We start from the raw sequence: 12172 nt of genomic DNA on the forward strand, positions 1-12172 counted from the left end.
CGGAAGGTGTCGGGCCGGGTGATGGCGGAGATCATCAGGTGGACGCCAGTCACCTCGCCGTAGTAGAACCCCGGGTGGGTGAGGACGCCGTGGTCGAGCAGGTGAAGGGCGAGAGTCTCCTCGTCGTCCCACCCGTCGACGGACGGGAAGAGATAGTAGCCGCCATCGGGCGCGGCGGCGCGCAGCCGCGGGTGGCCCCTCAGGGCGGCCAGAGCGTAGTCGAGGTTCTCGCGGACGCGCCCGGCCATCATCTCGACAAAGGGCATACCGCCGGCGAAGAGCTGCGGCAGCATGTGCTGGGTCAGGCTGTTGGCGCCGAGGAAGGTGTCGTTGAGCAGCTCCAGGCGGGCGCCGTACCCGGCTGCCTCCCGGCTGAGCGCCGCCCATCCCAGCTTCATGTCGGGCAGCGCGAAGATCTTCGAGATGCCGTTTAGCGTGAAGACCGGCAGCTCGGGGTGCAGGGCGGCCAGGGGCGGGGCCGGCGGCGCGGCGTAGTGGAAGGGCGCGAAGACCTCGTCGCAGATGATCGGCAGCCCCAGGCGGCTCAGGGCCGCTACCGGCGCACTGACGATCGCCCCGGTGGGGTTGTGCGGCGAGATGATCAGCACGCCACGGGTGCGGCTGTCGGCGGCGGCCAGCAGCGACTCCCCATCGATCCGCCAGCCCTCAGACTCGACCATGTCGTAGGGGCGCAGCTCGATGTCGCGCATGGCGGCCAGGTACTCGAAGAGCGGGTAGGTGACGGCGGGTGCCAGCAGGTTGTCGCCGGGGTCGGCCAGCAGGGCGAAGAGCAGCCCGTATGCCTCGCTGGTGCTGGCGGTGATGAAGATGTCGTCGCCGACCAGGGCGAGGGGTGGGGTGCGGCCGGCGTAGTAGGCGGCGATGGCGGCGCGGGCGGCCTGGCTGCCGCGCGGGTCGGGCGCGTAGCGCCGGGTCTCCCAGTAGCCCTCGGCGGCGGCGCGCAGCAGGGCGGGCGGGAAGAGCAGGCCCTGCTGGGTTGGGTTGCTGCTGGTCAGGTCGATGTAGCCGGCCCCGGCGGCGCGGGCCAGGCGGGCGATCTCCAGCGGGTTCGGGCTCAGGTCGAGGTCGTTGTAGCAGCCGGGCATGACCATTCCCTGATTGCAGATTGCAGATTGCAGATTGCAGATTGGCGCTATTATCGCATATGCTTGCCGCCCAAGATGACAAACTTGGTACCAGATGCCTACTTGAAACTGTATGGCAAAGATCCTACAATAGGTAGTAGTACCAAGGCGAGTGGGGGCCTGCAATCTGTAATCACACCAGGGAGCCTGCCGTGCCCGACGTTCTTGACCTTGTGGACCATCGGCTGCTGGATGATAGCCCGCCCCGCCGGCTGCCCTTCTTCTTCCTGCCGAACCTGATCGGCGAGTACATGCTTGAGCGCCCGCCGAGCTTCTACCTCGACCCAGTCCTGATCTTCGGCCTAGCCGCCGCTGTGGTGCTACTCTTCCTCCACGTCGACCCGCTGATCTGGCTGATCCTGGGGCTCGTCCTGGGGCTGCGGGCGGTGGCCGCCTGCTGGAAGATCTACCGCGATGTGCGCGAGGACTATCTGCTGATGCGGCACGGCGTTGTCACCAGCGCCCATGTGATGGGCGTGCGGGCCTGCCGCGACGCTGGCGGCGCGCCGTCGGGGGCCTATGTCGACTGCGTGATCCCGATCTCGCGGCGGCGCACCTCGGTGGGCAGTGTCTGGATGCCCGACGCCGGCGAGGCCACGCGCATCGGCCAGGCCGGGCACCTGACGGTGATCTGCCTCGCCCGCTCCCCCGGCGCCTGGCGCCTGCGCGAGGGCGACGGCCCGCACCTGCGCTACGAGCCGACCGGCGGCGAGTGAGCTAAGGGGACAGGGGACAGGGGACAGGGGGCAGGGGACAGGCAGCGCGCATTAGTGAGTGCTGTAATCTGCCTATCCCCTGTCCCCTTGCCTGATGCTATAATGGCGCGTCCCCAACGCGATGTGAATGAAGGAGTATGTATGCAGCGCACTGTGATCAGCACCTCGGACGCGCCCGCCGCGATCGGCCCCTACTCGCAGGCCGTCCGGGTCGGCGACATGATCTTCCTCTCCGGCCAGCTCCCCATCGACCCTGCCAGCGGCGAGATCGTCGCTGGCGATATCGCCGCGATGACCCGCCAGATCTTCACGAATATCTCCGCCGTTCTCGCCGCCGCCGGCAGCTCTCTGGAGAAGGTCGCCAAGGTGACGGTTTTTCTGGCCGATATGGGCGACTTCATCCCGATGAACGCGGCCTACGCCGAGTTCTTCCCCGCCGCGCCGCCGGCCCGCTCGACGGTGCAGGTTGCCCGGCTCCCGAAGGACGCCCGCATCGAGATCGAGGTGGTGGCTCAGGCGTAGGGCAATCGCAGATTGCAGATTGCAGATTGCGCATCCTAACAAGCGCTCCCACGGTACATGCATTGGTGTGCCGATAGGTACGGGAGGCGGCGGATGGATGCTCCGAAGGATGATCGACGATCACGGCTGTGGCGGGCGGCGCGCTGGCTGGCGCTGATGCTGGCCTGTCTGCTGGCGGTGGCCTGGGCGCAGCGCCCCGACGGGCGGCTGCACGTCTACTTTCTCGACACGCCCGGCGACGCGGTGCTGGTGCAGGCGCCGTCGGGCCGCTTCGCGCTGATCGATGGCGGGGGCGACCCGGCGCTGATGGCGACGACCCTGGGCCGGCTGATGCCCTTCTGGCGGCGCGACATGGCTGCGGTGGCGCTGACCCGCGCCGACGGCGCGCATCTGCCGGGCCAGGTCGCCGCCCTGGCCCGTTACCGCCCCGATCTTGTGCTTGGCCCGCCGGGGATGCCCGCGGGCGGCGTGGCCGGCGAGTGGCTCCGGCTGGTGGGGGCGCAGGGCGCGCCGCTCCGCGCCCTGCGCCCCGGCGCGCGGATCGGCCTGGGCGGCGGGGCGACCCTGTCGGTGCTCGGGGTGTCGGCGGGCGAGGGGGGCGGCGCGGTGCTGCTGGTCGAGTACGGCGCGGCGCGGGTGCTCATCCACGGCGGCGGGCCGGATGGCGATGCGGCGGCTATGGCCGCCGCGGGCAAGCCCCTGGCCGCCATAGCCTACCCCTGGCAGCGCGAGTTCGACACGCCCCTGCTGGCCGCCCTGCGCCCGCGCGCCGTCGCCTTCACCAGCGCCTACGAGGCCGCCGAGCCGGCCCTGCTCAGCTACGCCGAGCGCCGCCTGGTCAGCCCGGCCCTCTACCACGAGAAGAATGACGGCACGGTCGAGCTGATCAGCGATGGGAGAAGTGTCTGGTTTGCGACGCAGCGCTAGCGCCGCGTCGCAGACCGCATGAGCAAGACAGGTAGCGATCTCTGCGCATCTACATCATCATCGCCATTCTCGTCGGGGTGCTGATCGCCGCCGCTGTGGGCGCGCTGCTCTGGCGGCGCTTCTACCGGGACGACCCGGGGAACGCGGCGCGGCGGATCTTTAAGAACAGCGCCGTCACCTTCGGGCTGCGCGTGCTCGTCAAGGGCCTCGACACCATCGTGCTGCTGCTGCTCGTCGGCAGCTTCGGCCTGGCCGAGCTCGGCGCGTATAATGTCGCCGCGCTGCTGGTGGTCCAGTACCTCGCCACCTTCAGCGAGTTTGGCCTGGGCGTGCTGCTCACCCGTGAGGTGGCGCGCGAGCCGGGGGCCGCGCGCCGGCTCTTCGGCGTCACGCTGACCCTGCGCCTGCTGCTGGTCGCCATCGCCGCCGCGCCGGTCGCGCTGCTGGTGGCGCTGGCCTACGGCGCGCTCAGCCGGCTCGGCCTGAGCGCGCCGCTCAGCGCCGAGGCGCAGGCGGTGAACTGGGTCCTCCTGCTCACGCTCATCCCGAGCGCCTACTCGGGGGCGGTGACGGCGCTGTACAACGCCGCCGAGCGCATGGAGGTGCCCGCCCTGATCGAGCTGATCACCGCGGTGATCAGCTTCCTGGCCCGGATCGGCGTCCTCGCCCTGGGGCTCGGCATCGTCGGCCTGGCCTGGGCCGCCGTCGGGGTCAGCTCGATCACGGCGCTGCTCTTTCTCGGCCTCCAGATGGGGGCTTTCTTCGCGCCCACGCTCAGCTGGGACCCGCCGGCGATGCGCGCCCTTGTGCCGCAGGCCTTCCCGCTGATGCTGAACAACCTGCTCAGCGCGGTCTTCTTCCGCTTCGACATGTTCATTGTGCGCGGCTTCAGCGGCGCGCGGGCCGACGCCCTGGTGCAGCAGTACACGCTGCCCTACCAGCTGCTCAACATCGCGCTGGTGCTGCCGCCCGCCGTCACCTTCGCGGTCTTCCCGCTGCTGGCCCGCCGGGCGGCCGGCGAACGATCTGCCATGGCCGACGCGCAGCGGCGCACGCTCCAGCTGCTGCTGCTGCTGGCCTTCCCGCTGGCGATGGGCATGTGTGTCCTATCGAGCGACCTGGTCTGGGTCTTCGCCCGCAGCAAGTTCGCCGAGTACCTGCCCTCGGTGACGGTGCTGGCGATCCTGGCCTGGTTCCTGCCGCTCTCCTTCGCGAACGGGCTGCTCCAGTACGTGCTGATCGCGGTCAACCGGCAGGCGGCGATCACGCGGGCCTTCGTGATCGGGGCGGCCGTCAACCTGGCGCTGAACCTGGCGGCGATACCGGCGGCCAGCCTGCTGCTCGACCGGCCCGAGTGGGGGCTCTACGCGGCGGCGGCGATCACGATCCTCTCCGAGCTGGTGCTCTACCTGGTCTTCCGCCCGCTGCTGGCGGGCGAGGGCCTGGCCCCCGGCGTGTCCCGGCTCTCCTGGCGGCCGCTGCTGGCCTCCCTGGCCATGGGCGCGGCCATGCTGGCGCTGCGCCTGCCGCTCGGCGCGCCCCTCGGCACCGCCCTGGCCATCCTGGCCGCCCCGCCGGTCTACGCCCTGGCGCTCTGGCTGCTGGGCGGGGTGGGGGCGGAGGAGCGGGCGCTGGCGATGAGAATTCTGGGGCGTAGGTAGGGCGCATCGCGATGCGCCCTACCTACGCCCCAGAATTCTGATTCTGTGCATAGTGAGGGTGTAGGAGAGCTTCGCTCTCCCACACCCTCTCTGTGCACAGTGTTGTTGCTGGCAACAACAATCCTGATATTCCCCTCACACTCCCTTCAGATCCTCACGAGCGCCACACGATCCGCCCGTCATTCCCTGTCGCGTCCCCGCGCGCTATAGTGGTGGCACGATAGATGCAACACACAGCGAGAACGGGTTGGAACGTACAGTTCTCTCTGATCGTCTGGATGTACGCAGCATACTATCACATATCAGAAGGAGGAGCGTATGATGCTCGGAACACTTCGGCGGCGCGGCGGCGCGGTTGTCGCTGCGGTGATGCTCGGCGCCCTGGCCCTGACGGCGATCTCGGCCGGCGCGGCGCCCTTCGACGGCGCGCGCAACCAGTTCGCCGACGCGCGGTTCTCGACCGTCTGGGCGCGCACCGACGGCCAGGCCGTGCGCGGCGGGCGCAGCTGGTACTGGGGGCCCGGCCCCTGGTTCGACTACGCCGAGTTCTACCGCGAGAGCGAGAACGGCCTGCGCACCGTGCAGTACTTCGACAAGGCCCGCATGGAGCTCAACAACCCGGCCGACCGCTCCGGCCCCAGCCAGGGCGTCACCAACGGCCTGCTGGTGAAGGAGCTGGTGAGCGGGCGGGTGCAGCTCGCCAACAACCCCTACGACTACGACCAGCGCGAGCCGGCCGATGTGCCGGTGGCCGGCAACCCGCGCAGCGCCAACGATAGCGCGCCCGGCTACGGGGCCTTCGCCGGCGTGGCCACGATCGAGAACGGCTACCGCGACCCGCAGCGGCTCGGCGAGACGGTGGCCACCACCCTCGACCGCAGCGGCAACCTGGGATTGAACCCTGCCCTGGCCCTGCCCGAGACGAAGATCGTCCAGTACAACAGCGTCACCGGCCACAACATCCCGCAGGTTTTTTGGGACTTCATGAACCTGCGGGGAAAGATCGACACCGGCCGGGTGGAGAATGGCCCGGTGGTGGACTGGCTCTTCGCGATGGGCCTGCCGATCAGCGACGCCTACTGGACGCGGGCGCAGGTGGGCGGCGAGACCAAGGACGTGCTGGTGCAGCTCTTCGAGCGGCGCGTACTGACCTATGTGCCGACCAACCCGGCGGGCTACAAGGTGGAGATGGGCAACGTGGGCCAGCACTACTTCCAGTGGCGCTACCCGCACCTGGGCACGCCCTGGGCCTCGCCCGAGCCGAGCATGCCGCTGGTCTACGCCTCGGACATCGACACCGGCGGCAAGCACTGGGAGCTGTACACATCGAACAACGTCGGCGGCGGCGTGCGGATGACCAACAACGCCCAGGAGACGGTGGCCTTCTCGTGGCGGCGCAGCTGGGACCCGGCCCAGATCGCCCTGCTCGTGGACTCGCGGCGCAGCAACGCGCAGTTCCGCCAGATCTACGAGTTTGATGTGAACGCCTTCTACAGCGGCGACCATAGCGCAAACGCCAAGGTGCGCCGGCTGAGCTACAGCGACGGCACGCCGCCGCCGCCGAACGGCCCCTGGCCGGGCTACCTGCCCAACGGCACATCCAACGATTACAACGCCAGCTACTCGCCGGACGGCACCAAGATCGTCTTCGTGAGCGACCGGATGGGCGGTGGCGGGCAGGAGCTGTTCATCATGGGCGCGACCGCCAACGGCCCGGCCCAGCTGACCAGCCAGGGCTGTGTGAACGAGACGCCGACATGGTCGCCTGACGGCCGGCGGATCTACTGGGCGAGCAACTGCGACGGCGACTTCGACATCTACCGCGCCGACATCGCCTACAACAACGATACGGCCTGGGGCGTGGACGCGCACCTGGTGAACACCGTCAACCTGACCAACAACCAGAGCGACGACCGCCTCGCGCGGGTGTCGCCGGACGGCAAGACGATCGCCTTCTCCGGCAACCGCGAGGGCAACTGGAACATCTACACGATCAACACGGAGAATGGCGGGGGCGAGCGCACGCTGACGATCAGCCTCGCCAACGACGACGCGCCGACCTGGTCGCCCGACGGCGTGTGGCTGGCCTTCGCCAGCGACCGCGACGGCGACTACGAGATCTACACGATGCGGTTTGACAGCAGCAACGTGACCCAGATCACCAACAACGCGGCGCAGGACCGCTGGCCGCTCTGGGCGCAGTAGGAAATAGGGAACAGGGGACAGGGGACAGGGGACAGGGGACAGGGGACAGGGGACAGGTGGTCTCGCCTGGTGGTGTAGATAACGAACAGGGGACAAGTGGGCAGAGATGTTGCCCGCCTGTCCCCTGTTCGCTGTCCCCTGTCCCCTAGAACTTCACCTGGAAGGCGGCCCGGCCGGCGTACTTAGCGCCGCCGCCGAGCTCCTCCTCGATGCGCAGGAGCTGGTTGTACTTCGCGATGCGGTCGGTGCGGGCGGGCGCGCCGGTCTTGATCTGGCCGGCGTTGGTGGCCACCACCAGGTCGGCGATCGTCACATCCTCGCTCTCGCCGGAGCGGTGCGAGACGACGGCGGTCCAGGCGTGGCGCTGGGCCAGCTGGATGGCGCTGAGCGTCTCGGTGAGGCTGCCGATCTGGTTGAGCTTGATCAGGATAGAGTTGGCGGCGTCCTCGTCGATCGCCTTCTGGAGGCGGGTGACATTGGTGACGAGGAAGTCGTCGCCGACCAGCTGGACCTTGTGGCCGAGCTTCTGGCGCAGCAGCTTCCAGCCCTCCCAGTCGTCCTCGGCGAGGCCGTCCTCAAGCGAGATCAGCGGGTAGCGGGCGGCGATATCGACCCAGTAGTCGACCATCTCGGCGCTGGTGAGCACCTGGTTGTCGCGGGTGAGGTGATACTTGCCGTCCTTGTAGATCTCGGTGGTGGCCGGGTCCATGGCCAGCATGACCTGCTCGCCGGGCTTATAGCCAGCCTTCTCGATCGCCTCCATAATCACCTGGAGCGGGGCCTCGTTGGAGGGCAGGCTGGGGGCGAATCCGCCCTCATCGCCGACGGTGGTGGCGAGGCCGCGGTCGTGGAGCACCTTCTTGAGGCTCTGGTAGATCTCGGAGCCCCAGCGCAGGCCCTCGCGGAAGCTCTCGGCGCCGACGGGCATGACCATAAACTCCTGGAAGTCGGTGGAGTTGGTGGCGTGCTGGCCGCCGTTCATGATGTTCATCATGGGCACGGGCAGCGTGTGGGCGAAGACCCCGCCGAGGTAGCGGTAGAGGGGCAGGCCGAAGGCGGCGGCGGCGGCCTTGGCGGTGGCCAGGGAGACGCCGAGGATGGCGTTGGCGCCGAGCCGGCCCTTGTTGGGCGTGCCGTCGAGGGTGATCAGCTCATTGTCGATGCCGATCTGGTCGGCGGCGTCGAGCCCCTCCAGGGCCTCGGCGATATCGCTGTTGACGAACTCCACCGCCTTGAGCGTGCCCTTGCCGCCGTAGCGGGCCTTGTCGCCGTCGCGCAGCTCCAGGGCCTCGTGGGCGCCGGTGGATGCGCCGCTGGGCACGATCGCCCGGCCGACGTCGCCGCTCTCCAGGCGCACATCCACCTCAACCGTCGGGTTCCCGCGTGAGTCGAGCACCTCGCGGGCGATAATCTCCTCGATCAGAGTCGACATAATTCCTCCGATTATTCAGCCCTATCAGTGGGCATCACCGCGTTAGCCTGTCATTGCCGGCTGTCGGCGCCCGCCAGTATAGCATAGAACCCGCGCGCGCTTCGGCTCGCGGGTTCTATGCTAGGTGGGGGGCGGGGAGGGTGAAACCCTCCCCGAAATCGTCTCACCCGTCAGGGTGGCTGGGGCGCAGGGCGAGCACCGGCAGCGCGCCGCCGCGGATGATCTTGTCGGCCACGCTGCCGAGGAGGGCGCTGGCCATGCCGCTGCGCCCACGGGTGGCCAGGGCGATCAGGTCGGCGCCGCGCCCCTCGGCGGCGGCGAGGATGGCCTGGGCCGGGCCGTCGGCGGCCTCGATGGCGGTGTGGGCGGGGTGCCCGCCGGCCAGGAGCTCCGCGGCCAGGCGGCTCAGGTAGAGCTCGGCCGTGTCGCGCTGCTCGGTGACGCTGCTCTCGTGGGGGCGATAGTCGATCGGGTTCCCCAGGATGTGGGCCGGGTGGCCCTCGATGATCCGCAGCAGCGTGATCTCGGCGCCGTCGTGCTCGGCCATCGCCACGGCGTGGGGCAAGATCTGCTCGGCCAGGGCCGAGCCGTCGAGCGGCACGATGATATGTCGGAAGGGCTGCGGCGTCGCGGCCTCGGGCGTGGGGCGTAGCAGCAGCATGGGCACGTGCAGGCTGCGCAGCAGCGCCTCGGCCACGCTGCCCAGCCAGAGCTGGGTGAACCCGCTGCGGCCGTGGGTGGTCATCACCAGCAGGTCGGCGCCGATCGCGTGGCAGTAGCTGGCGAGCCGGAAGGCCACCGGCCCCTCCAGGCGGGCGATGACCGGCTTGTGAAAGGTGCCGGCCACGCCGTCTGCCGTCCGGTGCAGATAGGCCAGCTCGTGGTCGACGGCGAGCGAGCGCAGCTCCTCGTCGATCACCGGGAGGCCCTCGATGCTGATCGGGGCGGTGGTGTATGGCGAGTGGACGTGGACGAGGTGGAGCGCGGCGGAGCTGCCCTGGGCGAGCCGGGCGGCGGCCGCGATGGCCTGCTCGCTGGTAGGCGAGCCGTCGAGGGGAACCATAATTGTCTGGAACATGGCTCAACTCCCTTGTTGTGTCAGTTCCGCGAAGGACACACTTTCAGTATACCCCGCCGCCGGCGATTCGCCGGTGTCGCCTTCTATCCGTCTGGTAATGAAGGTGCTACCCTGCGCCGCCAGGGCATGTGCAACGTCCTGCGCGCCCCCCTGGCTGGCGACTGACGCCGGATCGCCCACGAAGGTGGGCGGTCGGCCGCAGGCCCCCGCGACGCGGCTTCAGCCGCTAGCGACGTTGCAGATGCCCTGCCTGCGCCGCGATCTTGCTTGACGATTCCTAGAGCCTATGGTATCCTCACGATGTTCGTCAGTTGTAAAGGTTGCACATACCGATGGCGTCTCTATTTGTAAACATCCTCCTTATTAGCGGCCTGGTACTCCTCCTTATTGGGTGGAGCGACAACCGTTTGGGAGGGGAAGCGTAGCGACCCGGTACAGCAGCGAGACTGAACCTCCCACGGAAACGCGGGAGGTTTTTTTATACGTCGCGAGCCCCGGCGCAGCGCCTCGCGCCCGGGATGCCCACAGCGCGGTGGGCGGCGGCGCACATCCCCACGGCGGGGCACCTGTCCGACGGCATCACTTCTTCCCACGGCCCCAGAGCGTCTTATAGCAGCGTGTATGCCGCCATGGTGGCGGCGCGGGCAGCCAGCCGGCTGCGCCGCCCGGTCTCGCATTGCGTCAAAAAGGGTTCGGCTATGCGATCAGACACAATCAAGCGCGGCTTCGAGCGCGCGCCCCACCGCAGCCTGCTGCGGGCCACCGGCCAGATCAAGGACGAGGCGGATTTCGGCAAGCCCTTCATCGCGATCTGTAACTCCTACATCGACATCATCCCCGGCCACGCGCACCTCCAGGAGTTCGGCCGCGTCGTGAAGGAGGCGGTGCGCGCCGCCGGCGGCGTGCCCTTTGAGTTCAACACGATCGGCGTGGACGACGGGATCGCCATGGGCCACGACGGCATGCGCTTCTCGCTGCCCTCGCGCGAGCTGATCGCCGACTGCGTGGAGACGGTGATCTCCGCCCACTGCTTCGACGGCATGGTCTGCATCCCCAACTGCGACAAGATCGTCCCCGGCATGCTGATGGGGGCGGCCCGCGTGAACATCCCGACGATCTTTGTCTCCGGCGGCCCCATGGCCGCCGGTGTGGATGAGGACGGCAACAAGTCGGACCTGATCACGGTCTTCGAGGCGGTGGGCAAGCGCGCCTCGGGCAAGATCACCGACGAGCAGCTGCTCAAGCTGGAGCAGATCGCCTGCCCCACCTGCGGCTCCTGCTCGGGCATGTTCACCGCCAACTCGATGAACTGTCTCTGCGAGGCGCTCGGCATCGCCCTGCCCGGCAACGGCACCATCCTGGCGATCTCGCCCGAGCGCCACGAGCTGGCCCGCAGGGCCGCCGCCCAGATCCTGACCCTGGTCGATCGCGGCCTGTGCTTCCGCGATATTGTCACCGCTGACGCGATCGATAACGCGATGGCCCTCGATGTGGCCATGGGCGGCTCGACCAACACGGTGCTGCACGTGCTGGCCCTGGCCCGCGAGGCCGGGCTGGACTACCCGGTCGCCCGCTTCAACGAGGTGTCCGACCGGGTGCCGCACCTGGCCAAGGTTTCCCCGGCCTGGGACGGCCCGCGCCAGTGGCATATCCAGGATGTCCACGACGCCGGCGGCGTGCCGGCCATCCTGGCCGAGCTGGCCCAGAAGCCCGGCGCGCTCAATCTGGACGCGCTGACAGTGATGGGCGGGACGCTGGGCGAGAGCCTGGCGGGCGTCGAGATCCGCAACCGCGAGTGTATCCGCCCGGCCAGCGACCCGCACTCTGAGCGCGGCGCCCTGAGCGCCCTGTTCGGCAACCTTGCCCCTGAGGGCAGCATCATCAAGGTGGGCGCGGTCGAGCAGCACGAGATGAACTTCCACGGCCCGGCGCGCTGCTTCGACAGCGAGGAGGCCGCCACCAACGCCGTGGTGAACGGCAAGATCAACCCCGGCGATGTGATCGTGGTGCGCTATGAGGGGCCGCGCGGCGGCCCCGGCATGCGCGAGATGCTCTCGCTGACCAGCATGGTCAAGGGCATCCCCGAGCTCTCCAGCACCACCGCCCTGATCACCGACGGCCGCTTCTCGGGCGGCACCCGCGGCCTGTGCATCGGCCACGTCAGCCCCGAGGCCGCCGAGGGCGGGCCGATCGGCCTGATCGCCGACTGCGACATGGTGACGATCGACCTCGGCGCGCGCACCCTGGCCGTCGCCCTGTCCGACGAGGAGCTGGCGGAACGCAAGGCCGCCTGGACGCCCCCGGCGCCCAAGTACCAGCGCGGCTGGCTCTCGCGCTACACCCGCATGGTGACGAACGCGAGCAACGGGGCGGTGCTGGAGTAATGTTGAATGTTGAATGTTGAGTGCTGAATGTTGAGTGCTGAATGTTGAGTGTTGAGTGCCGATGCCCGGCAATTCAACATTTAACATTCAACATTCAACATT

9 protein-coding genes are annotated in these 12172 nt (G+C 68.7%); 6 read left to right on the forward strand and 3 right to left on the reverse strand.

Translation table 11 applies throughout. The features are described 5' to 3' along the window. On the reverse strand, nt 1–1106 hold a 1106-nt coding region (locus tag K2Z83_RS07065), incomplete at its 3' end, for a pyridoxal phosphate-dependent aminotransferase (protein ID WP_220594474.1). A 191-nt stretch (nt 1107–1297) separates the two neighbouring features. Here K2Z83_RS07065 and K2Z83_RS07070 point away from each other — a divergent pair. From K2Z83_RS07070 to K2Z83_RS07090, 5 genes are all read left to right on the forward strand, one after another. After that, nucleotides 1298–1861: a hypothetical protein gene (locus K2Z83_RS07070; RefSeq protein WP_220594475.1), complete on the forward strand. Its 564-nt coding sequence runs from the start codon at nt 1298–1300 to the stop codon at nt 1859–1861. A gap of 141 nt (nt 1862–2002) precedes the next feature. Next, entirely contained in the window at nt 2003–2383 is a 381-nt protein-coding gene (locus tag K2Z83_RS07075; RefSeq protein WP_220594476.1) for a RidA family protein, read from the forward strand. A 93-nt stretch (nt 2384–2476) separates the two neighbouring features. Next, nucleotides 2477–3310, forward strand: a complete 834-nt coding sequence (locus tag K2Z83_RS07080) for a hypothetical protein (RefSeq protein WP_255603496.1) — start codon at nt 2477–2479, stop codon at nt 3308–3310. Between the two features lie 77 nt (nt 3311–3387). Beyond that, the gene (locus K2Z83_RS07085) at nt 3388–4971 is read left to right on the forward strand and encodes an oligosaccharide flippase family protein (protein ID WP_370650093.1); all 1584 of its coding nucleotides are present in this window, start codon (nt 3388–3390) and stop codon (nt 4969–4971) included. Nucleotides 4972–5289: 318 nt separating this feature from the next. Further along, the gene (locus K2Z83_RS07090) at nt 5290–7176 is read left to right on the forward strand and encodes an LpqB family beta-propeller domain-containing protein (RefSeq protein ID WP_220594477.1); all 1887 of its coding nucleotides are present in this window, start codon (nt 5290–5292) and stop codon (nt 7174–7176) included. Nucleotides 7177–7321: 145 nt separating this feature from the next. Here K2Z83_RS07090 and eno read toward each other — a convergent pair whose 3' ends face one another. Then, a complete protein-coding gene (gene eno, locus K2Z83_RS07095) occupies nt 7322–8608 on the reverse strand; it encodes a phosphopyruvate hydratase (RefSeq protein ID WP_220594478.1) in 1287 nt (428 codons plus the stop codon). A 163-nt stretch (nt 8609–8771) separates the two neighbouring features. Further along, nucleotides 8772–9686 (reverse strand): universal stress protein, encoded by a 915-nt coding sequence (locus K2Z83_RS07100; protein ID WP_220594479.1) that lies wholly within the window; start codon nt 9684–9686, stop codon nt 8772–8774. 698 nt (nt 9687–10384) lie between these two features. Between K2Z83_RS07100 and ilvD the strand changes: the two genes are divergently transcribed. Continuing rightward, nucleotides 10385–12070 (forward strand): dihydroxy-acid dehydratase, encoded by a 1686-nt coding sequence (gene ilvD, locus K2Z83_RS07105; RefSeq protein WP_220594480.1) that lies wholly within the window; start codon nt 10385–10387, stop codon nt 12068–12070. The last annotated feature ends 102 nt before the right edge of the window (nt 12071–12172 follow it).

The organism is Oscillochloris sp. ZM17-4 (assembly GCF_019599295.1).
Classification (GTDB): Bacteria; Chloroflexota; Chloroflexia; order Chloroflexales; family Chloroflexaceae; genus Oscillochloris.